General features: G+C 44.0%; 18 protein-coding genes. 9 read left to right on the top strand and 9 right to left on the bottom strand.

Annotation, left to right across the window (positions count from 1 at the left end):
• Positions 1 to 51 precede the first annotated feature (51 nt).
• The 5 genes from MKY01_RS16270 (at position 52) to MKY01_RS16290 (ending at position 7,045) form a co-directional block, all read left to right on the top strand.
• Entirely contained in the window at positions 52 to 1,788 is a 1,737-nt protein-coding gene (locus MKY01_RS16270; protein ID WP_339282607.1) for a sugar ABC transporter substrate-binding protein, read from the top strand.
• Positions 1,789 to 1,849: 61 nt separating this feature from the next.
• Positions 1,850 to 2,764: an ABC transporter permease subunit gene (locus MKY01_RS16275; protein ID WP_253508706.1), complete on the top strand. Its 915-nt coding sequence runs from the start codon at positions 1,850 to 1,852 to the stop codon at positions 2,762 to 2,764.
• Between the two features lie 13 nt (positions 2,765 to 2,777).
• A complete protein-coding gene (locus tag MKY01_RS16280; RefSeq protein WP_100527586.1) occupies positions 2,778 to 3,671 on the top strand; it encodes a carbohydrate ABC transporter permease in 894 nt (297 codons plus the stop codon).
• A gap of 22 nt (positions 3,672 to 3,693) precedes the next feature.
• Positions 3,694 to 5,322, top strand: a complete 1,629-nt coding sequence (locus MKY01_RS16285; RefSeq protein WP_339282609.1) for an alpha-glucosidase — start codon at positions 3,694 to 3,696, stop codon at positions 5,320 to 5,322.
• A gap of 52 nt (positions 5,323 to 5,374) precedes the next feature.
• Entirely contained in the window at positions 5,375 to 7,045 is a 1,671-nt protein-coding gene (locus MKY01_RS16290) for an alpha-glucosidase (RefSeq protein WP_339282611.1), read from the top strand.
• A gap of 97 nt (positions 7,046 to 7,142) precedes the next feature.
• On the opposite strand, the gene MKY01_RS16295 is transcribed toward MKY01_RS16290, so the two are convergent.
• The 4 genes from MKY01_RS16295 to MKY01_RS16310 all read right to left on the bottom strand — a co-directional run bounded on the left by MKY01_RS16295 (position 7,143) and on the right by MKY01_RS16310 (position 10,775).
• On the bottom strand, positions 7,143 to 7,424 hold the full coding sequence (locus tag MKY01_RS16295; protein ID WP_036615433.1) for a GNAT family N-acetyltransferase: 282 nt from the start codon (positions 7,422 to 7,424) through the stop codon (positions 7,143 to 7,145).
• Complete coding sequence (locus MKY01_RS16300) at positions 7,417 to 7,668, bottom strand: (4Fe-4S)-binding protein (RefSeq protein WP_036616061.1); 252 nt, start codon at positions 7,666 to 7,668, stop codon at positions 7,417 to 7,419. The genes MKY01_RS16295 and MKY01_RS16300 overlap by 8 nt, the downstream gene beginning before the upstream one ends.
• A gap of 270 nt (positions 7,669 to 7,938) precedes the next feature.
• Positions 7,939 to 9,693 (bottom strand): methyl-accepting chemotaxis protein, encoded by a 1,755-nt coding sequence (locus tag MKY01_RS16305; RefSeq protein ID WP_339282613.1) that lies wholly within the window; start codon positions 9,691 to 9,693, stop codon positions 7,939 to 7,941.
• 242 nt (positions 9,694 to 9,935) lie between these two features.
• Entirely contained in the window at positions 9,936 to 10,775 is an 840-nt protein-coding gene (locus tag MKY01_RS16310) for an alpha/beta hydrolase (RefSeq protein ID WP_339282615.1), read from the bottom strand.
• 151 nt (positions 10,776 to 10,926) lie between these two features.
• Between MKY01_RS16310 and MKY01_RS16315 the strand changes: the two genes are divergently transcribed.
• The gene (locus tag MKY01_RS16315) at positions 10,927 to 11,790 is read left to right on the top strand and encodes a LysR family transcriptional regulator (RefSeq protein WP_127549400.1); all 864 of its coding nucleotides are present in this window, start codon (positions 10,927 to 10,929) and stop codon (positions 11,788 to 11,790) included.
• 16 nt (positions 11,791 to 11,806) lie between these two features.
• Here MKY01_RS16315 and MKY01_RS16320 read toward each other — a convergent pair whose 3' ends face one another.
• Positions 11,807 to 12,211, bottom strand: coding sequence for a VOC family protein (locus tag MKY01_RS16320; protein WP_339193453.1), 405 nt, complete (start codon positions 12,209 to 12,211; stop codon positions 11,807 to 11,809).
• Positions 12,212 to 12,518: 307 nt separating this feature from the next.
• On the opposite strand from MKY01_RS16320, the gene MKY01_RS16325 reads away from it, so the two are divergent.
• Positions 12,519 to 14,258, top strand: coding sequence for an ATP-binding cassette domain-containing protein (locus tag MKY01_RS16325; RefSeq protein ID WP_339282616.1), 1,740 nt, complete (start codon positions 12,519 to 12,521; stop codon positions 14,256 to 14,258).
• A gap of 70 nt (positions 14,259 to 14,328) precedes the next feature.
• Here MKY01_RS16325 and MKY01_RS16330 read toward each other — a convergent pair whose 3' ends face one another.
• Positions 14,329 to 14,712, bottom strand: coding sequence for a hypothetical protein (locus MKY01_RS16330; protein ID WP_047843165.1), 384 nt, complete (start codon positions 14,710 to 14,712; stop codon positions 14,329 to 14,331).
• 241 nt (positions 14,713 to 14,953) lie between these two features.
• On the bottom strand, positions 14,954 to 16,555 hold the full coding sequence (locus MKY01_RS16335) for a response regulator (RefSeq protein WP_339282618.1): 1,602 nt from the start codon (positions 16,553 to 16,555) through the stop codon (positions 14,954 to 14,956).
• 354 nt (positions 16,556 to 16,909) lie between these two features.
• On the opposite strand from MKY01_RS16335, the gene MKY01_RS16340 reads away from it, so the two are divergent.
• Positions 16,910 to 19,192, top strand: a complete 2,283-nt coding sequence (locus MKY01_RS16340) for a glycoside hydrolase family 3 C-terminal domain-containing protein (RefSeq protein WP_339287188.1) — start codon at positions 16,910 to 16,912, stop codon at positions 19,190 to 19,192.
• A gap of 190 nt (positions 19,193 to 19,382) precedes the next feature.
• Here MKY01_RS16340 and MKY01_RS16345 read toward each other — a convergent pair whose 3' ends face one another.
• Complete coding sequence (locus MKY01_RS16345) at positions 19,383 to 20,033, bottom strand: TetR/AcrR family transcriptional regulator (RefSeq protein ID WP_339287190.1); 651 nt, start codon at positions 20,031 to 20,033, stop codon at positions 19,383 to 19,385.
• A gap of 182 nt (positions 20,034 to 20,215) precedes the next feature.
• On the bottom strand, positions 20,216 to 21,880 hold the full coding sequence (locus MKY01_RS16350; protein WP_339282619.1) for a histidine kinase: 1,665 nt from the start codon (positions 21,878 to 21,880) through the stop codon (positions 20,216 to 20,218).
• Positions 21,881 to 22,070: 190 nt separating this feature from the next.
• Between MKY01_RS16350 and MKY01_RS16355 the strand changes: the two genes are divergently transcribed.
• Complete coding sequence (locus tag MKY01_RS16355) at positions 22,071 to 23,720, top strand: hypothetical protein (RefSeq protein ID WP_339282621.1); 1,650 nt, start codon at positions 22,071 to 22,073, stop codon at positions 23,718 to 23,720.
• The last annotated feature ends 39 nt before the right edge of the window (positions 23,721 to 23,759 follow it).

A 23,759-nucleotide genomic window follows, 5' to 3' on the forward strand; every position in this document is an offset into this window, starting at 1 on the left:
GAAAGCGTAAACAAATATGTTGAACATCAGAATAAAGGGGAATCGAACTAGATGAGAACAAAATGGTCTATGAAAAGCAAACGGGTGACAAAGCGTCTGGCCGTGCTGTCCATGTCCGCCTTGATGGTTGCAGCCCTAGCGGCATGTGGAGGCACTTCCAATCCTCCTACTGCAGAGGAAGCAGGCAAATATGAGGTAACGCCTGGAGATCCGTTCAGTGCCTATAAAGACGAAATTACCGTAACCATGGGACGGGTAACCACAGCCAATCCAAAACTGCCGGCTGGTGATACCTATGAGAACAACGCATATACTCGGCTGGTCAAAGACACGTTTAACGCTCAGATTACAGATCAATTTGAAGCCAATGGTGAAGATTATAGTCGTCAAGTATCGCTTGCCATCGCATCCGGGGAATTGCCTGACATGATGCGTGTTGATTCCAAAGATGAACTGAAAGAACTGGTGGATAACGATCTGATTGAGGATCTGACCGCCATTTATGATCAATATGCCACGGATAATATCAAGCAAATGTACGATTCCTACGACGGCCGAGCATTAGACAATGCAACGATTGATGGACGTTTGATGGGACTTCCGGCGACTTCCCTGGATTCCGCACCAACGATGGTTTGGGTTCGTCAAGATTGGCTGGATCTGCTGGGGATTCAACTGGATGCAGACGGAGACGGTGCCCTTTCACTGGATGAAGTGGAGAAAACAGCGCTGGAATTCCTGAAAAGAGATCCTGGCCAATCCGGGAACCCGGTAGGTATTCCATTTGTGAACACGATGAATACAACAGATTATAATGGCTCTGCTTATACGATGCTGGGTGTGGCCTCAACCGAGGGAGCCTTCCCGCAATATTGGATGAATGGTGAAGATGGCAAAATCGTGTATGGTTCCACGACAGAAGAAACGAAGAAAATGCTGGGCACCATGGCGGATTGGTTCAAGAATGGCATCATTGACCCGCAATTTGGAACCCGCACGTTTGATGATATTACTGCACTCTACGCCAATGGCCAAAGCGGTATCGCCTTTGGACCGTGGCATATCCCTGACTGGGGACTGATCAGTGCAAAACAGATGGATAAAAATGCGAAATTTTCGGCTTATACGCTGGAGGATGCAAACGGCAAGGTCAACGTGGCGCATGCCAATCCATCCAATCAGTTTATCGTGGTGAGAAAAGGTTATGAGCACCCTGAACTGGCCGTTAAAATTGTAAACCTGTTCTACGATAAACTGGCCAATGATAAAAATGCCGCAACAACCATGCCGGAAGCTGCCAAGTATCAGGAGACCGGGGTAGACGGTTCAACGAGACCGTTCAATATCGAAGTCAATTCGGCTACATCGCTACTGGATGATTACTCTGACGTTGTTCGCGGGATTAAAGGAGAGATCAGCCTGGATGAGGTTCGCACAACCGAATCGAAGAACAATATCGGAAGCATCAAAACCTATTTGAGCGACATGGATACGGATGATGTGACTGCTTGGTCAAAATATCATTCACGGATCAACGGAGTGGGACTAATCGACAAACTGACACAAGAAAACAAATTTGTATGGATGACACCTGCTTTCTCTGGCACTACACCAAGCATGAAACAGACGTGGGCCAATCTGACAAAGTTGGAGCAGGAGTCGTTTATCAAAATCGTAACGGGTTCAGAACCGCTCGATTACTTCGATACATTCGTCAGCAATTGGAAGAAACAAGGTGGTGATCAAGTCATTCAGGAAATTGAAGACGAGATCGCATCGAAAAAATAAACATCCATGAACAGTAGCAGGGCTGCGATACGCAGCCTTTCTTCAGAAAAGGGGTTCATCCATGAAACAGGGGAATTGGAAAGCGCGAGGGCGGCTCGGCCCAGGTGCCATGTACCATATGATGATGCTTCCGGGCATTTTGTTTTTGCTTGTATTCAGCTATGTTCCTATGGTCGGCATCATTACGGCGTTTCAGGACTATATACCGGCCAAGGGCATGTTTGGCTCCGAATTTGTAGGCCTGAAGCATTTTATGTATATGTTCAAGCTTCCGGATATCGCGCAGGTCGTCAGCAATACGTTGGTGATTGCGATTGGCAAGATTCTGCTCGGAACGATGATGGCCATCATTTTTTCTGTTTTATTAAATGAAATTCGTATCAAATACGTTAAAAAATCTGTGCAGACGATTGTTTATCTGCCGCACTTTCTATCCTGGGTTGTACTGGCATCGGTTGTTGTCAACATGTTCAGTTTGGATGGCATTGTGAATCAAATGATGGCGTTCTTTGGACTCGAAAATATTAATTTCCTTGGCAGCAACACCTGGTTCCAGCCACTGATTATTGGTACAGACGTATGGAAAGAGTTTGGTTACAGTTCTATCGTCTATCTGGCTGCCATTACGTCGATTGATCCTGGGTTGTATGAAGCAGCAGGAATGGATGGAGCCAGTTGGTGGAGAAAAGTATGGCATATTACATTGCCAGGCATGCTGCCTATTATTCTGCTCATGGGCGTAATGAGCTTGACCAACATTTTGAGCGCCGGTTTCGATCAAGTCTATAATCTGTATAACCCGGTTGTCTATGAGTCAGGCGACATTCTGGATACTTATGTCTATCGGATCGGTCTCGTTGGACGACAGTATAGCTTCGGTACAGCCGTTGGTTTGTTCAAGTCCGTTATCGGTATTGTTTTGCTCATGTCTGCCAACCAGTTGGCCAAAAAATATACGGACCGAAAAATATTCTAAGGAGGCCAAACCTGTGTCCTATTCTGCAAACTTAAAAGATCGAATTGGCCGGTTTGCCATCTATGCCATCGTCATCATGCTGGCATTGGTCTGCCTTCTTCCGTTATGGAATATCGTCGCCATTTCATTCAGCAGCAGCGAGGCAGTATCCGCGAACGCAGTAGGTCTCGTTCCAGTTAATTTCACAACAGCAGCGTATACCAAAATTATCGAAGATGCACAGTTCTGGCGCTCCTTTGGTATATCCGTTCTACGTGTTGCGCTAGCTCTTGTGCTCAACATGATTCTGATTATTTTAATGGCGTATCCGCTATCCAAATCAAAAAGAGATTTTAAAGGCAGAAACATTTATATGAATATCATGATTTTTGCCATGTTGTTCAGTGGAGGCATGATTCCCAGTTACCTGCTGATCAAAAACCTGGATATGCTGAATACGATCTGGGCACTTGTTCTGCCAGGTGCTGTCCCGATATTCAGTGTCATTCTCGTGATGAATTTCTTCTCCGCTGTACCTAAAGCGCTTGAAGAAGCAGCATTCATCGATGGGGCCAATCCGCTCCAGGTCTTGTTCAAAGTGTATGTTCCCGTATCCATTCCTGCACTGGCGACAGTCGCCTTATTCAGTATCGTGGGTACGTGGAATGACTTTTTCGGCGGGTTGATCTATATGACCAAAGTGAGTAATTATCCGTTAATGACCTATATTCAGTCCCTTAACGTGAATATTGCTGATTTGCTTCAAGCCGGCACCAATTCCAGCGAACTCAGTAACCTGACTGAAATATCGAACAAAAACCTGAATGCAGCCAAAATCGTAGTCGCTGTTATCCCGCTATTGCTGATTTATCCGTTGCTGCAAAAATACTTTGTGACGGGCATTGTCGTAGGATCGGTCAAAGAATAACATTAGAGAGGTTGAATGGAACATGGAAAATAAAAAATGGTGGAAAGAAACCGTTGTATATCAAATATATCCACGCAGCTTTCAAGATCGTAATGGTGATGGAATTGGCGACTTGGAGGGCATTGTATCCCGATTGGATTATTTGCAGCAACTCGGCATCGGTGCGATCTGGTTATCACCTGTCTGCAAGTCTCCTCAAGATGATTACGGATATGATATCTCAGATTATCAGGACATCGATCCGATGTTTGGGTCTTTGGAAGATATGGAACAGTTAATTCTGGAAGCCAAGAAACGAGACATTCGAATCATCATGGATTTGGTGTTGAACCACACTTCGGATGAACACCCCTGGTTTCTAGAAGCCAAAAAAGGCAAAGACAATCCGTACCATGACTACTACGTCTGGAGAGATGGCGTGGAAGGAACACCTCCGAACGACTTGGGGTCCACCTTCGGTGGTTCAGCCTGGGAATGGGTGCCTGAGATCGGGCAATATTATTTGCATCTCTTTTCCGTAAAACAGCCTGATCTCAATTGGGAAAACCCCAAAGTCCGGCAGGAGATATACAACATGATCAATTGGTGGATCGACAAGGGTGTGGGTGGTTTTCGCCTTGACGTGATCGACTTAATTGGTAAAGAACCGGATTTGAAAATTACGGGAAACGGACCTAATCTGCATAAATACATCAGGGAACTGAGCAAGGAGACGTTTCAAAAAGCGGAAGACCTGCTAACCGTTGGAGAAACATGGGGCGCCACTCCGGAAATCGCCAAACTGTACAGCAATCCAGACGGCAGTGAGTTTTCAATGGTCTTCCAATTTGAACACATCAGCTTGGATGAACAAGAAGGCAAAGGAAAGTGGGATCTTAAACCTTTGGATGTGATGGCATTAAAAAAAGTGCTGTCCAAGTGGCAGACGGAGCTCAAGGGTGATGCCTGGAACAGTCTATTCTGGAACAACCATGACTTGCCACGTATCGTATCTCGTTGGGGAAATGATGGAGAATTCAGAGTTGAATCGGCTAAAATGTTGGCTACCCTTCTTCATGGCATGCAAGGTACGCCTTACATATATCAGGGTGAAGAGCTGGGTATGACGAATGTTCAATATGCGATCGAGGATTATCGGGATATTGAATTGCTCAACTTTTATAAGGAAAGAATGGAGAAAGGTTATCCCGAACAAAGCGTGATGGAGTCGATCTACGCCAAGGGCCGCGATAATGCACGCACACCTATGCAATGGGATACTTCGGATAACGCGGGTTTTACACAAGGGGAACCTTGGATTAAGGTGAATCCAAATTATAAGCAGATCCATGCCGAGGAAAGTTTGAATAACCCTGAATCCATATTCCATTATTACCGGAAGTTAATCCAACTCAGAAAAGATCATGAAGTCATCGTATATGGTGATTATGAGCTGATCTTTCCAGAGAACCCAGACGTGTTTGCATATACCCGAACGCTGAATGGTACGACAATTCTTGTGGTATGCAATTTCCAGGGATATACGACCGAACTCCCGCTTCAGGAGCAATTGACAGGGTCCTATCAGCTTTTGATAGCTAACTATACAGGTGAACTCTCGGAGGGCGAATTACGTCCATATGAAGCCAGAATGTACCTTATTCATGATTAAAGCATAATACGTTATATAATGTTCAGTTCTCAAGAAAGAAGGATTATATTCAATGAAAAGAGTATGGTGGAAAGCAGCAGTAGCTTATCAAATCTATCCGAGAAGTTTTATGGATTCCAACGGGGATGGCATTGGTGACATCAAGGGGATCATATCTAAACTGGATTATATTCAAGATCTCGGTATTGATCTGATATGGATCTGTCCGATGTATAAGTCACCTAACGACGATAATGGGTATGACATCAGCGATTACTGTTCCATTATGGATGAATTCGGCACGATGGCGGAATTTGATCAATTACTGAATGAAGTTCATCTTCGCGGCATGAAACTCATTATGGACTTGGTGATCAATCATACAAGTGACGAACACCCGTGGTTTATTGAATCCAGAGCTTCACTGGATAATCCCAAACGGGATTGGTACATCTGGAAAGATGGGAAGAATGGGGACGAACCGAACAACTGGGAGAGCATCTTTGGCGGTTCTGCTTGGGAATATGATGAAGTCTCCGGACAGTACTATCTCCATCTGTTCTCCAAAAAACAACCAGACTTGAATTGGGCAAATAAAGAAGTTCGGAAATCCATATATGAAATGATGAATTGGTGGCTGGATAAAGGGATTGATGGTTTTCGTGTGGATGCAATCAGCCATATTCACAAAGAAGAGGGTCTCTTGGACATGCCAATAAGAGAAGGCGTCAAATACATCTCTTCTTTTGAAAAGCATATGAATGTGAAGGGAATCCAGAGTTATCTGCAAGAAATGAAAGAGAACACATTATCCAGATATGACGTCGTGACTGTTGGGGAAGCAAATGGAGTTAAGGTAGAGGACCAAGAAGATCTGCTGGATTGGATCTGTGAAGTCAGAGGGAAATTTAATATGGTCTTTCAATTCGAACACCTGGACCTTTGGAAAAACAGTACAGACAGGCAACTGGATGTTCCCAAACTGAAAAACGTCTTGACCAAGTGGCAAAAATCACTGGAAGGCGTCGGCTGGAATGCTTTATTTATTGAAAATCACGATCAGCCTCGCAAAGTTTCATCTTGGGGAAATGATACGGAGTATTGGTATGAAAGTGCCACAGCACTTGGAGCCATGTACTTTTTCATGCAAGGCACACCTTTCATATATCAGGGGCAAGAGATAGGCATGACAAACGTGGCTTACCCTTCCATAGCGGATTATAACGACATAGCCGATCGGAATTTATATCAGATCAAACGCGAAGAGGGGATGTCGCATGAGGAGATCATGAACATCATCTGGGCTTCGAGTCGCGATAACTCCAGAACACCGATGCAGTGGTCTTCGGCCAAAGAGGCCGGGTTTACCAGTGGAACACCATGGCTGAAGGTGAATGACAATTACATTAATATTAATGTAGAGAAACAACTCCAGGAACCACGTTCTATTCTTCAATTTTATAAAGAAATGATTCAGCTGCGAAAAGAGCACGATACGCTGACTTATGGGATCTATGAGCTCCTTATGCCGGATCATCCGAGTGTATATGCATATACACGTACACTGGCAGACCAACAGGTGCTGGTAGTAATCAATCTTACTGAACACATGGTGGAGCTTGAGGAAGATGAGCTTGGCCTCAACTTCTCAGAGATCTGGCTTACCAACTATGAGAATGGTTTGCTGCCACTGGTGTTGCGACCGTTTGAAACCATTGTTGGATTAAGCAATAAAGTAAAGTAGGATACGTAAAAAGAAAAAGGCGCCTATATCATTCAGAAAATGATATAGACGCCTTTTATTGTTGTATAACCACATGAAAATCAGCTGTGAATATTCGTTATTGATGGAGAACATCCGCGTATTCGGAGATACGTTCGAAACGTCCCTTGGCAAACGGGCATAAAGGTAAAATCTTAATACCGTTTTCCCGCGCGTATTCCACCATCGCTTTGATAAGTTCATCGCCAAGCCCTTGTCCTCGGTAAGCATTTTCCACCAATGTGTGATCAATGATGTATAGCTCTGGACTCGAGATTACATAGGTCATCACCGCAGCAATGTCACCGTTATCTTGAATAAGAAATCTTTTATTGGCAGGTTCATGTTCTACGTTATGCATGTTCATCCTCTTTCTTTGTTGAATATTCACCGTCCAGAAGCTTATACGTCAATGCTCCGCTTGGACATGTGTCAATATGCCGGGCAATGGCTTCCGAAGTGTCACCATCAGGATCAACCCAAGGACGCTTGCTTAAATCAAAAACAGCAGGGAGGCCCTTTACGCAAATACCGGAATGAATGCAGACATCCGAATTAAACATAACCTCGATATCTTTACCGTAATATAATTTCTCTTTAACCATAATGCATTCACATCTTTCACTGTTGAGTTTGAGTTTGTTTACAGATCGATATCCCAGGCATCCATGGTAAGTCATGTCTGGCAGGCTCTTAATGTTCGAATTATAAATGAGGAATCATTATTAAGTCAACGTGACGAATCTCCTAATTCGTTGGTGGAAGCTACTGATCAGAACCCTGAGTCCTCCGAAAAATTAACGCTCCAAGAAAGTTACGTTTCCGGCGGCGATTCTAAATTGTCATCTAACAACACCCTTAATGAGATTGGGAAATTATTTAGTGACTTCGATCTGAAATTGATCGGAATATGATTTGAGGTTACCTGCAAGACCGGCGAGTTCCCCGGAGATGTTCGACAGTTCGCTTGCCGATCGCTGCTGCTCCACAGCACTAGCCGTGACTTCTTCGGCCATGGCTGAAGTTTCCTCGGTTGCGGAAGCAATATAACTGAGATTCTGTTCCAACTCCTGACGAATAGAGTGCATGTCCATCGTCCGGCTGTCTAAACTCTGAGCCAACTCATGCACTTCGGTCGATAAGCGGCTAACCTGTCCAAATGCCTGGAGACAATCAGCGATCTGTTTCTCCTGTTCCTTAACAGCTACCATATTTGCATCAAAATGACTGCCCATCCGATGTATCTCTTGAACAAATGAACCCAGGATCTCATCAATCTCCTGGATCGAACGTTCGGATTGTTGAGCGAGCTGTCCCATTTCACCTGCAACGACTGCAAAGCCTTTACCCGCTTCTCCAGCTCGGGCAGCTTCAATTGAAGCATTCAGGGATAGAATTTGAGTTTGTTTTAAAATGTTGTGAATCTGACCGCTAATAGAGGAAGCGAGTTCGGATTGAGTCGTCAGAGACCTGGAAATATCCTGTTGATGCTCAACACGCTTGGCATTCTCTCTGCCCTTCTCAAGTAGAACCTCATGTTCACGTGTAACTTGTATTTGAACAGAAGATAGCTGCTCTGAAGTATAAGTAAACTGTTTCACATATGAACCTACTTCATTCATTATTTTGCCCAGATTCTCTGAATGCTGGACGGAGTGTTCTGTCTCTTCAGCCTGTTTCATTGAACCTATGGCAATTTCCTCAATCGCTCTGGAAAGTTCTTCGCTCTGACGCTGGTTTGTCTGAGCGGTTTCCGAAATATCTTTTGATGACTGCTGTAATGTATTTGAACCTTGCTGTATTCCCATCAGAATGTTCGTCAATTGGGCAACCATGATGTTAATCAAATCACTAATGTCACCGAGTTGATCATTGGACATGTGTGTGGATACGACTTTGAGATTCCCATCAGCAACCTGCTCGAGACTTGACTTAATATCGCGTACTTGTCTAAGAATACCTCGTACTACGAATAACATCATGACCAAAGAAAGAATCAGTACAACCACAAAAATCGGGATAATGGTCTGATAAGCATTATTCACAGATGTCGCGGAGACTTGATTCACTGCTCCAGCAGAAATATCAATGCCAAGATAGCCAATGACAGCACCTTGCGAATCCTTGATTGGTGTAAAGGAGGACAATAGCTGTCCCCAAGTTGGATCATCTACAATGCCTGTTGTGACGACTTCACCGCGTAACAAGCGTTCCTGAATCTGGGGATTGAATTCCATTGCAGTGCCGTAAGGACTATATTCCGTATCGTCCCAATTCGCTCCATCTACGGTGTAGATCCACCCGTCCGAAGTTTTGTTATACATATAAACATACAAGGCTCCCGATTGAAGCCTAACTTTAACGAGTTCGTCCCTAAGACTTTTATATTCGTTGCTCTCCTCTGAAGCAGGAGAAGATAATGTCTTAATTAATTCCGACTCCTGACCTAGTTGAGAGGCGGTATTCACAGCCAGCTGCTGATTGTTATGCTGCATGGTCATTAATGATGCATTTTCACTGGAGTCGATGGTTGCCCATATGATTAGACCGCCCATGGCCAGTAGCGGAACCAGAATAATCAAATACAGTTTGAACCTTAAATCCATCTTTTTTTTGCGAGTCTGTTTCACGTACGGTTCCCCCTTGGATGTAATAAAGTAAATATGGCTATTCGTATAACCCCATACTATTTATCGTAATATTGAAGGGGGAAATGAAGACTAATCCTAAATTTGTATATACATATACGCAGATTATAAACTAACAGTATGCAAGGACACCTTGCCATTAACCAAAAAAAGGCTCCACCAGCTTTATGCCAGTGGAGCGCTTAATTTTTCTCTTAGAGATTCTGTTCAATATACAAACCTACTCACGGATGTTTATTGCAGAAACGGTCGATATAATCAGAACATTGCCCCGGCTCATCTTCCATTACGAAATGACCAGCTTTGGGAATGACATGTAGGCAGGCATGGGGAATATCCTGGACAAGCCTCTTTGCGTACATAAGGGGCTGCCATTCGTCTTCTTCCCCCCATAAAATTTGAACGGGAACTTTCAGCTTGGGTAAATCTGTTCCATAGGATTCAGTATATTTTGCATTATAATGAGCTACCTGATGGGAGAAAAAAGAGGCTTTGCCCAATGAACCTGTATGGGGTTCCAGATATGCATCCAGTGCATTGCCAGTCATAAGCTCTTTATTATACACTGCCATGGATAATTGTTTCTTTAGCATGGTATCAAAATCAGCACGGGACATTTGTTCAACCTGTTCAAGCTGTTCTTCGATAATTTTCTTCCAGGTTGGTGAGGGCCACGAATCATAGCTGGGGATGTTGAGTAACGTAAGCGATTGTACACGCTCAGGCTGTTCCAAGGCTAGTTGGACTCCAACAATTCCACCTAGATCGTGGGCTGCGACATGTAAACGATCCATTCCGAGTTCGTCTAAAAGCTGACTAAACAGCGAATATTGTGCTGCCACAGAAGTATCTGCTTCGAGTGGTCTTTCGGATGCTCCATATCCAAGAAGGTCATGTACGTAGACTTTATATCCTTTTTGAACCAGAGCGGGTATTACTTTTCTCCATTCATAGCTATAAGACGGTGTTCCGTGAAGGAGCCATATGGGAGAGCCTTCTCCGTATTGCTCATAAGCGATTCGATATCCATTAATCAAGATGGATGACGTTGCTACTGTTTGCATAGTGATTACTCCCTTCCATAAACGATTGAGATTAAAAATGAAATGGGCTCTTAATGAGCTACATTGAATATAAACGATTGCTTTCCATTAGTTAAATTGATAGTTTATATGTAAACGATCAGTTTTAATGATGTTACAAAGAAGGGAGCCAATGATGGAAATACGTCATCTGGTCACATTTATTGCAATTGTGGAACACGAGGGATTTACCAAAGCTGCTGAACATCTTGGATACGCGCAATCTACAATTACATTGCATATTAAGGCGTTGGAAGAGGAGATTAACTACCCTTTATTTGATCGAATTGGTAAGCGGGTTATTTTAACGGAGACCGGGAAAAAATTGTTGCCACATGCCCAAAAAATGCTTGAGCTTTATCATATGATTAAGGAAGTGACTGTTGCACAAGGTGAATTAACAGGTAATATCGTGATCAGTATTGGGGAAACGTTGTTGATCTATCGTTTTCCACCTATTATTGAAGAGTTCAAAAAATTGCATCCTCATGTCAATATCGAGTGGCACCAATTAGATTCCGTACATTATAAAGAGAATTTGATGCAAGGTAAAAGTGATATTTCCTTCATGTTGGGGACAGAGGTGCATGATCCCAATCTGTACAGTGAGAAATTGGCTGAGGAGCCCATGATGCTGTTGTACCCCAATTCATTTGAGCTACAACGCGACATCGTACGAAGCAATTTACTTTTTACCGAAAGAGGTTGCGGTTATCGCACATTATTTGAACAATGCATTGAAGAGTATCAGATTGGGATTACTTCCAATATTGAATTCTGGAGTATTGAAGCTGTGAAACAGTCGATATTGAGCGGTATGGGTATATCCTTGTTACCTCGAATTACGGTAGAGAAGGAGCTGAAGGAGGAAAAACTTTCAGGTCAGCAGTACAAACAAAATCTAGCTACACAGTTGCTGTATCCCAAAAACAAGTGGATCTCTCCCCAAGTAGAAGCATTTATTGAGATCGTTAGAAAGCATGCCTCCCTATGGTAGCTCATTTCAACTGTCCTTAACGCCTACCACTGAACCGTTGGATTGCTTCCTCGGTCACCGGCGTGAAGAGATTAACCAGATTACCGTCAGGATCGCGAAACAGCACAGCACGATTCCCCCACGGCATTGTGGTAGGTTCCTTTACCCACTCATCGACAAACGGCTTCAAGCGCTCGTATTCGGCATCGACATCGTGGACGTGGAACTCAATAATGACAGTACGATTGTTGGCCGCCACAGCGGAACCAGCGCCAAACAGTTGCACCGTCTGGGAGTGGCCGATCGCTAGAGTGCACGATGGCATAACGAGTTCGGCAAAGACAGGTGCAGGGCGTTCCGCCGAAACACCCGTAATTTTCTCATAGAACTCGACAAGACGATCCACGTCATCAGTAATGATACGCACAGAAGCAAAATTCACGAGATATCATCCTTCCTATAATAAGTAATACATTTTGGATCAAAAACACTTCGCATTTACTTTTACTCCTTTACAATTGCTTACTCCAACTATACAAATACACTACTGACAACAGTATGTCAGTAGTGTTTTACGAAGAAACCACCGTCCACTAGCCATCATTCTATAGAACGTATTAGAGTTTCAAAGTGAGGGTAAGTGCTAAAAATCGATTGTACTTGGTGGTAAACAGTGTTACTCTAAAAGTCTGTGTTCGACAATATATTTAATATTAGCCACCAATTTAGTTGTAAAGAAAGGTAACACTATGATAAAAGTTGAAAACCTATCCTTCTCATTTCCACAAAAGGAACTATATAAAAACATTTCATTTACGTTTGAAGAGGCACAACATTGTGCTTTTATCGGAACAAGCGGCAGTGGAAAAAGTACATTGATCGATATCCTGATGGATCCGGAACGATATTTGTTCGAGGGCAAGTTAGAGATAGACCCCGATTGCAGAATCGGGTATGTGAGTCAGTTTTTGCAAGTAGACAAAACAAAAGAAATGACCGTTTTTGAATATATCGCAGAAGAATTCATCAAGATACAAGATGAAATTACAGCGATTTATGCGGAGATGGCCACCACATCGGATATGGATTTCCTGATGGAAAAGCTTCAATTGGCTTTGGATGCATTCGAGGCGATGGATGGGGATAATTACGAAAAAAACATCAATAAACAGTTAAACCTTGCCAACCTCATGAAGCTCAAAGATCTTAGTATATCCGCCGTAAGCGGCGGGGAATTCAAACTTATTCAAGTGATGAAGGAAATGCTGAATCGTCCAGACTTCATGATTATGGACGAACCTGATGTATTTTTAGACTTTGAAAACCTGAACGCGCTTAAAAAATTGATTAACACACACAAGGGAATGTTGCTGGTCGTTACGCACAACCGATATCTGTTGAACCATTGTTTCAACAAAATCATACACCTAGAAAACACAGAGCTCCAAGAGTTTGACGGGCGATATATCGATTACAACTTCTCACTGCTTCAGTCTAAGATCGAACTGCAAGAAATCGCAGTTGCTGAAGCTGAGGAAATTGAGAGATACGATCACATCATCGACAATCTTAGAGAGATCGCCACATATAATTCCGAAGCCTCCAGAGGCAGAGCGTTAAAAGCCAGAGTCAAGTTTCAAGAGAGATTGGAAGCACGTCGAATAAAAGAGCCATTTGTCGATATCAAACAGCCGAATATCCGTTTTGGAATCGATAAGGAAATGGAAGACACCGTTGTGGTTAACGTCAATAACTATAACGTTTCCTTTGACGAGTTGCTTTTGGAAAATGTGAACTTTGAGATCAAATCTACAGATAAAGTAGCCCTGATCGGTCCTAACGGTACCGGGAAAACGACTTTACTCCGAGAAATCTTTAAAAATAATCAGGATGCCATTGAAATAAATGCTGATGTTAAAGTGGCCTATTTATCTCAGGTTCAAGGCGAAATGCTAAAAGATTCGAATACCATCCTAAATGAATTCATTGATTCCGGCTTTCAAACGTATGATGAAATTAGATCGTATCTTCCAAACTATGGCTTTGAAGGAGAAATCCTTGATCAAAAGATTGAATCTTTATCTGGTGGAGAAAAAAATATGCTTCAACTGGCTAAAGTTTCTGCCAGTCAAGCCAACGTATTGCTCCTAGATGAACCGACAAGCCATCTGGACATCTATACACAAATCGCATTGGAGAAAGCCATTGAAGACTACAAAGGTGCGATTATCATGATTTCTCATGATTTCTATTCGGTTGTAAATGGTATGGATTATGTTTTAATTATCGAGGACAAAACGATTAGTAAAATGAGTATAGAAGAATTTAGACAGATGATTTATGCGAGTCATTTTAATGAAAACTATCTAGAAAATGAACAAAAGAAAAAGTCTGTTGAAATGAAAATTGAATTGGCTTTAAAAGATACTAATTTTGAACTTGCAAAGAGTTTGGTTGATGAGCTAGAAAAGCTGATTAAGTTGCTTTAGACAAGGTGAATATTCCATAAATCTAAATCCCCCTGTATGTGGATTAATCCGCATACAGGGGGATTTACTTCTAGAAACAGCTAAACGAGCTGATTCGCTGCAGATCAATGCCGGTGTATAGCCAGAAGAAGCCATTCCAACGGAAGCCAGCCACCGAATTTCTACCTACAAATACCGGGTACATCCAGAAGCCGGGACCACGATCCGGCCAAATATATGTGTAACGAAACAGGCAGCCGGATATGGCTCTTGGATCTACCGCATATAACGAAGCGGGTTGCTGTGGAATGAATGATGGTGGCGGCCCTGTAGGTGCCTGCACGCCTTGTGGTCCGCCGCCTCCACCCCCGGGGAACGATGGCGGACCAGGAAATCCGCCGGGTCCTCCTGGTCCTCCGGGACCCCCAGGTCCGCCAAACCCTCCACCAGGTCCAAAAGGAGGTAAAAATGTCATATCACATCACTCCTGTTCATTGGTCTACTGTATTGTATGTAGGCAATTGAGCAGGGGAATGGGTGAAAGCCTATAAAAGGCCGCTAATTTGGTCATAAGCTTGTCAGGTGGATATTCAAAATAAAGACACGCTCAAGCATAATAGATTTATACGAACTGCAAAAATGCACTGGGAGCAATCCCGGTGCATTCTCCTTTTAAAATGAGCGATAAGCCCATAATTTTTTTGCCATTCATTTTGTTAACGAGTACGAAACTCCTGTGGTGTGCAACCATAATGCTTTTTAAATATTTTTATAAAATGTGGCGGAGCCAAAAAACCAAGCGCCTTGCTGACATCTGCAATTTTGAGGTCTGAGTTCAGTAACAAGTAAGATGCTCTGTTCATACGTAAGCTGTACAAATAATCACCAATCGTTTCTCCGGTGACCGTTTTGTACACCTTGGACAGGTAAACGGGGTGCAGGCCGATATAGTCGGCAATGACCTGAAGGGAGATGCCTTCTGCCAAATACTCCTGAATGTATGTTCTCACTTTAGACGTAATTTGTTCATGCGCATTCATCAACTGATTAGAAGCCTGCTTGCGCCGCTGATTAATCATTTTCTCTGCCCAGCTATATATGCGTTGGCTGGATAACTGGCTTTTTTTCCGAAGTAAAAATTCGAACTCCTCCCCCAGCATTTCCTCAACAGTCGTGTCCTGCGATTTTAGTGAAATCGAGAATGTGGAAGACAAGTAGAGTAGTACTGTAAACAATTGATCGTGGGACAGTTCTTTACCAACTTCGTTCAAAAAAAGAATTCTGGAAATTTTGCTTATGGCCTCATCCCAATTACCTGATTCCAGCAGGTTAGGGAGCAAGGGTGGCTCATACAAATTAATGAGATTTTGCTGTTCATGGGAATCCGCATCCTTTTTGTCCAGCGTAATAAAATAGCTTTTATTGCTACCCACATTCCGATTGATGGCTGACACGGAGGCTAAATACAGATCGGAGAGGTGGTCAGGGAAGCATTGCTCTTTACTCAGACAAATGGAGATGGCTCCCTTTAAAAATTTTTGCACATTGTTTTGCAGTCTGACCGCGTGGGAGTCGACTGAATCGAGTGCATGCAGATCACTGTTTTTGATCAGAAATACCAGATATCCCTGCTCTGTAATACAATGCCACAGCTTGAACGGATGCTGAAACACTTCTTCGGCTATATTGGTTACAGCATATTCGAGCAAGGATAATGACCGAAGATCATAACCGGAGAATTCCTCCTCCATCCGAATGACCATCATAATAAAGGGGTCAGAGGACACAAAGGGAATCTCCAGCATGCTGAGACGATCAGCCAGAATCTTATGGCTCATGGCTTTGTTCTGAAGAAGTTCCTTGAGAAGTTGATTGCGCAACAAGGGCATATTGGCGTGAAGGGCATGCTGAATTTGCTGAAATGAACTGATGCGTTCCCATTCGTGCTCAATATTGGCAATAGCCTTTGTTACAGCTTGGATGAGCTCATCGGTATTAATCGGCTTCAGCAGATAATTAGCAGCCTGATACTGAATCGCTTTTTGGGCATATTCAAACTCATCGTGACCAGACAAAATAATGCATCTAATTTTACTGGAGAATCGGCGAATCTCCAAAATAAGCTCCAATCCATCCATCTCGGGCATACGAATATCGGTAATCATGATATCAACAGCGTATTTGGAAGCGATATCGAGAGCCTCCGTAGCAGAGTATGCTCTATGCACTTCCTGGATGCCATAATCTTCCCAGGGAATTGTCAGCGCGAGACTATCAACAACCGATTTCTCGTCATCCACTATTAATAAACCGTACATGCTAATTCCCCCCTCTACAGACAAGCTGTTACAACACTTATTGTATTGTATGATGGCCGAACTATCATTTCAATGCGTGCCGCCTTGACTGACCTCAAATCTTAAGAAAACGATATAGATGTTCAGATATACTTATGCGAATTAGCGCTGCAAGTGGTCTGCGAGGCATGAGAGATCTCTCTTTTTCTTCAGATTGCGTTATATCACATTAAGAAAGCGCTATTTCATGTCATTCAACCAGACAGTACTATTAAAAAGAGAACTAAACTCAAGCCCTATACTATTATGTGGGACCTTACATAGCCGAATTGCATGTCAAGGATACCTGCCGATAAATGAAGGAGTGTCTGGATGATGAATCGTGATATCAAGCAAATTGTGAAACAGTTAACCTTAAACGAAAAGGCAACACTCTGCTCAGGTAGCAGCTTTTGGACAACGCAGGCTGTAGAACGTTTGGATATTCCATCCATTATGATGACGGATGGTCCTCATGGATTACGCAAGCAAGCAGGTGATGCCGACCATTTGGGACTGAATGGAAGTGTTCCCTCCACTTGTTTTCCATCGGCGGTTGGGCTAGCCAGCTCCTGGAACCGGGATCTTGTGCAACTTGTCGGAGAAACAATTGGTAAAGAGGCGCAGGCGGAGGATGTCGCCATTCTGCTCGGCCCAGGGGCGAACATCAAGCGTTCCCCGTTGTGCGGGCGCAACTTCGAATATTTCTCAGAGGACCCTTACCTGACGGGTGAACTGGCAGCATCTCATATTTCTGGTGTGCAAAGCCAGGGTGTGGGAACCTCACTTAAACATTTTGCAGTGAACAATCAGGAGCATCGCCGAATGACTACCGATGCGGTGGTCGACGAGCGGACATTAAGAGAAATCTATCTGACCGGGTTTGAGAAGGCGGTCAAGCAAGCGCAGCCATGGACAGTAATGTCTTCTTACAATAGAGTGAATGGAACGTATGCGTCGGAGAATGATTACTTGCTGAATACCATTTTGAAGGAAGAATGGGGACATGAGGGCTTTGTTGTGACAGACTGGTCCGCAGTGAATGAGATCGCAGCCAGCATCGCTGCGGGACTTGGACTGGAGATGCCTTCTTCCAACGGAGAAGGACCACGCAAAATTGTGGAAGCGGTGAATGGCGGCGAGTTGTCCGAAGAACAGCTTGACCAAGCCGTGGATAGGTTGTTAGCTATTATTTTCAAGGCGGCAGAGCACAAACGTCCAGAAGCAACCTTTGATTCTGAGCAGCATCATCAGATTGCCAGAGAAGCAGCAAGAGAAACGATGGTGTTGTTGAAAAACGAGGACGATATTCTTCCGCTGAGCAAGAATAGCCGCATCGCCGTTATCGGAGAGCTAGCTGAGAAGGTCAGATATCAGGGCGGCGGCAGTTCGCATATCCATCCGACTCAACTGGATAGCCCTTATGAACAGATGGTTTTACTTGCTGAAGCGGATGCATCGGTGACTTATGCTTCGGGCTACAAGCTCGCTTCAGATGAAAGTGACCCGTTATTGATGAATGAAGCTGTCGAGGCGGCCAAAGCAGCGGAAGTCGCTGTGCTGTTCATTGGTCTGCCTGACCGCTATGAATCGGAAGGATATGACCGGTCTCACATGGACATCCCAGCTAACCAATCAGCGCTAATCAAAGCCGTTGCAGCAGAGCAGCCTAACCTTGTTGTCGTGTTAAGCAATGGATCACCGATTGTGATGCCATGGCTTGATGATGCGAAGGGAGTACTGGAGGCGTATCTGGGTGGTCAGGCAGCTGGAGGAGCCATGGCGGATCTGTTGTTCGGAGAAACCAATCCAAGCGGTAAGCTGGCGGAAACGTTCCCGCAATCGGTGCATCATAACCCTTCGGCTCTGTTCTTCCCCGGGGACGGAGATCGTGTGGAATACCGTGAAGGCATATATGTTGGTTATCGTTACTATGATCGTAAGGACATTGAACCGTTGTTCCCGTTTGGTTACGGATTGAGCTATACGCAGTTTGATTATACCGGTCTGAGTCTGAACGATACACAGTTCAAGGATACGGATCGGGTTACGGTAACTGTTACGATTCGAAACACGGGCATTCGTTACGGACAAGAGGTTGTGCAATTGTATGTGCGGGATCAGCAAACCGTAGTAAGTCGTCCGGACAAGGAACTGAAAGGTTTTGCCAAAATCGGACTGGAGCCGGGCGCTGAGGGTAGCGTTTCCTTTACGCTGGATAAACGCAGCTTTGCTTATTATAATGTTGATTTGAAGGACTGGCATGTAGAGAGTGGCTCCTATGATATTTTGATTGGCTCATCCTCTCGTTCCATTCTTCTGCAACAGACGGTCAACGTGGAGTCCACGACAACCGGCCCAGTACCTACCTTTGACCGTAATACAACGCTGGGTGAGCTGCTCGCCAATCCAAAAACGATGGCTGTCATGAGTCAATTACAGGGACTGGCTCCAGAGGGAGCGGAAGAGGCCCAATCCGATGCGATATCCTCCGAGATGATTCAGGCATCCATGAAATATATGCCGCTTCGTGCGTTGATTCCGTTTACGGGAGGGGCTCTTACGGAGGAAACTCTTTCCCAGTTGCTTGCTGGATTAAATGCGGCTGTTCGTCAGTAAAATCAAACTTCTGCTTCAACTATAGAACGCTCAAAAACGCCTATAAGTCATGACTTATAGGCGTTTTCCATCTAAGGATGTTATAAGACGTATTCAGGATGTACACATCATCGAGAGGGCTGCTCCATCTGCTCCCACAGTGATTCTCATAGTATCATAATTAGTTATACTTTAAAATCGGAGCAGCTGTTCAGGGCTTAAGATGATCCAAAAATATGTTTTTGAGGATATTAAATTGCTCGGTTTCATCCACTTTTGTTTGGAAGGCTTCAATGCCATTGAGCATCGCTGTTTTTTTGGAGAAGTTGCCAAAGACATTAATCATCGTGTTAATCGTCTCAACCACATTGGTGTCGTTACGAACAGATCCATCCTTTTGACCAAGCTCAGCCAGCTCTGCACAAAGCGTAATAATCTGTTGGTAGTTGGAATGATACATCTCGATATCCTCCAAGGGGGACTTGGACATTGCGACGTAACACTCAAACGCTTCTATTAATTTGGAGCTTCGCTGGCTTTCCACCTGCTGGAAAAAAACAAGCGAATCGAAAAGGCGGCTAAGCTTGTCGTAGCAGGTACCTTCACCTCTGATAATATCGGAGAATACCAGTACCTCGGACTGAACAATATCTGAAGCTACGGCAACAATAAGCTGCTCTTTCCGCGGAAAGTAGCGGAAGATTGTGGCCACTCCCAGTATTGCCTCGTCCGCAATATCCTGCATGGTCGCTTGCTCGAAGCCTTTATTCAAAAAAGCAATTTTAGCTGCTTCAATTATAGCTGCTCGTCTTCTTGTTTTAAGGTCACTGCGCTCTTGTTGAAGCCGTTGACGGGGTTCTATTGTAAAAACCTCCTTGTTGGAATGAACTCAAACTATGCTAACAAACTAGACTCTTTTCTGTCAACGTAAGGATTCATTCTGCGGTTTGGCGATCGAAAAAACACTTCAACCCAAACAATGCCTCTGCCGTCACTGGAAGTGTGATCAGAGGCATTGTTCTATTATACTGTGTTATCTTAACCCTACGATTTTGCAAGCGACCAGTTTAATCGCACACGCATGCCCCCAAGGGGACTCTGTTCAAATTGGATACCCGAATGGGTGGCGTCCTGAATGCGCAGACGCTCCGCAATATTCCAGAGCGCACATCCCATCGTGTCCACAGGAGGCTCGGATATTCTGACTTTAAGTGTATTGATTTCTTCGTCCGTCATGCCTTTCCCGTCGTCATCAACCACAATACATATCCCGTATTCAGTATGCTCAACGGAGACCTGGATGGAGCCGGAATCCCGCTTGGCTTCTATGCCATGGATGATGCTGTTTTCTACTAAAGGCTGAATAAGTAGTTTGGGAATAGGAACAGATCTTAGCTCGTCCGGTAGCTCGATCTGATAAGAGAGACGGTCCATGCGCAAGCTCTGTATCTCAAGGTAATTGCGGACGATTCCCAACTCTTTTTCCAAACGGGTCATCGGCTCGTCAAGGCGTGTGGTGTACCTGAAATATTCAGCCAAGTTCTGGGTCATGGCAGTAACCGCTTCCTCATTGCCCAATCTTGTCATATTATTAATGAAAAAGAGACAATTATATAAAAAGTGAGGATTAATCTGGGCTTGTAGCTGTTTCAGCACCGCTTCACGAGCAACGATTTTTTCCTTATATACCTTTTCAATCAAATCCTCAATCTGTCCGGCCATGTCGTTGAATTGACCATATAAGTAATCAAATTCATTACCGCTCTGTCGTTGAATCCGATAAGAGAAGTCGCCATGCTTCAAAAGACGAACACCTTTTAACAGAGCAAGTATGGGGATCTGTACCTTGCGGAAAAGAACAACAATAATCGTGACACCCGCCATAAACAGCATGACACAGGCAGAGTAAAACCAGAATTGAGTCATTCGTATAGGCTGCAACGCTTTATCAAGTGGCATAAAATCAATTAAATACCAGCCGAGCTGATGAGAGTACACGTAATTGACAATGTACTGGGCTCCGTTAACCGAGACGGTTTCTGTACCGGAGGATGGTTGTAGATGACCGGTTAGCTCTTTCATGATAAGAGGGGTCATGGGATTAGCCTCTTTGCGAGTAATCAATTGCTCGTCCGGGTTATAAAACAACGTCTCATTCTCGCCCTGATGTAAGTTCTCAACTATATCCTCCAGATTGCTACGCGGGAACTCCAACCGAATAATAATCTGTGGACTGACCTTGTATCTATAATATTTAGCTGTAGCTGCATCATAGTTCCACCCTGATTTCAGTGAATCTACAGAGGGAGTCTTCATATTTAACTCCGAAGAAATGATCCATTGATTCAACAGAACCGAGTAGACCGATATTTTGTTATTCCATCCCTCGGACAGACTTTGCAGATTAACTCTCGCAGCAACATTTTGAATCAACTGTACCTGCTCAAAGGAACTCATCACGTCAATGGATCGCAGCAAGGCAATAGAATTGTCCGTTTCCATGGAGATAGATAACATATTCAGTCGATTTATGCTCTGATCGAGAGAGTTAACGACAAACTGCACTCGATTGAGATTGTTGGTTTCAATATCCTTTTGAACGGTATCCAGACTGGATTGAACGGAGAAGGTATACATGACCAGCACGGCGACAAGCATAATCAGCGTGATGGCCACCATGTTCATAAAGGTCCTGTATTTCTTTTTCAACCCTTAACGCCTCCTGCCAACGATGTAAATTCACCTTATTGTAGGCTGGCATTGGATGAAATACAAGTGAATTGGAATGTAATATAGATGAAGGTTAAGAATGAATTATCCAATGTTGGAAAAGCGTTATTTCGACTGTATAACTGGCACGATATGATGAAGATGAATTAGATGAAGGAGCGCATTTCGCATGAGCTGTAGCAAAATATACCTGTCTCTTACTGTTGCTTGTTTGATTCTGTTTACCGCCGCTTGCAGTGGTAAAGCACAGGAGCCTAAGCCTGTAAAAACAGGTGTGATCGTAACAACGGTCAAAATGAATGATCCAACCACGATCTACAAAAATGGCGAAACTGCCGCGGATAATGTTCATATCCGTTGGGCCAGAGAAACGCTTGGCGTGGATATTCGGACCAAATGGAGTGCTCCTGTCGATGACTACGATATGAAGCTTCGATTAATGCTCTCTGCCGACAATACGTTACCTGATGTGTTCTCATCCAATGTCATGGACACGGTCAATGGATTCATGATCTCAGGAAAACTGTTGGACGCTGGACAAGCCTTTGATCGATATGCCTCATCCACCTGGAAAGCGGCTATGGCTGAAGTGCCAGAGGTATGGAAGCCCTTTGAGATTGACGGGAAACGGATGGCGATTCCGATCATTACGGAGCAAGCCTCGCAGTCCGTACTCTGGATTCGCAAGGATTGGCTAGATCATCTGAACCTGAAGGCACCAAGCAATCTCGACGAACTGGAAACGGTAATGAGAGCCTTTACCTATGATGATCCAGACGGTAATGGCATACAGGATACCTACGGTATTGATTTTGCAATCAAGGACCAGTATCTGGCCTCTCCTACAGGAGACATATCCTGGGTATTTGGTGCATATGGAGCGATTCCAAGTATATGGAGCAAGAATGCACAGGACAATCTCGTCTACGGAAGTATCCAGCCTCAGATCAAAAATGCGCTGGCAAAACTGCAAGATTGGAAGAAAAAAGGATATGTGGGCAATAACATAGCTCTGCAAAACTTCAATCAGGTCAATAAAAATATTATTGATGGCAAAGTTGGCATGGTGGCTGGTCCACGCTGGTTTGGAGATTATCCGCTGCAACAACTTAATGAAAAGGATCCGAAGGCTGAGTTTGTGCCTTATCCGATTCCTGCAGGAATCGACGGAACCACAGCGAGATTTAAAGGAAACTCTTACAGTGGGGCTTTAATGATCAGCGCAGACATTTCTGAAGAAGCCTTGCAGGCTTTTTTCAAGTATCAGAACTATCTGTATGAGGCTACGGTGACGAATAATCCGTTGTATCTGAGTGCATATCAGAATGGATATGATTATGTGCTGAACCCGGATGGTTCGGTGGATAGTGACAGCGGCGATATTCCCGGGGGGAAAGTGATAACGTTCAAATATACCCTCATGGGACAATATGCGAGTTACCCTTCCCGATTCAGAGTAGCTCTTCTGAGAATGGGCAAGGGAGAAGAGCTCAGCTCACATGATCGCGCCATTTTGTTCAGTATGGGAATTGATCCTAAGGATGAGAAGCAGGATCCCATTATGAAGGCAAACGTTGTAGAGACCAGGCAACGGCAAATTGATCGAGTTAATCTGTTTCAGGGGCCCCCAACAAAAACAATGCAAGCTCGAAACACTTATTTACAAAAATTGGAATTAGACACCTTCAACTCCATTATTTATGGAGAGGAGCCACTCACCATTTTTGATGAGTTCGTGAAAAAATGGCTGGATTCAGGTGGAAGAAAGATCACGGAAGAAGTGAATGAATGGTACCAATCGGCGCAGACTCAGCCTTAAAACAGGATGGTTAAATGGTCCGAAAGGTAATATACAGGG

It is taken from the genome of Paenibacillus sp. FSL R5-0486 (assembly GCF_037975155.1).
GTDB classification, from domain to species: Bacteria; Bacillota; Bacilli; order Paenibacillales; family Paenibacillaceae; genus Paenibacillus; species Paenibacillus amylolyticus.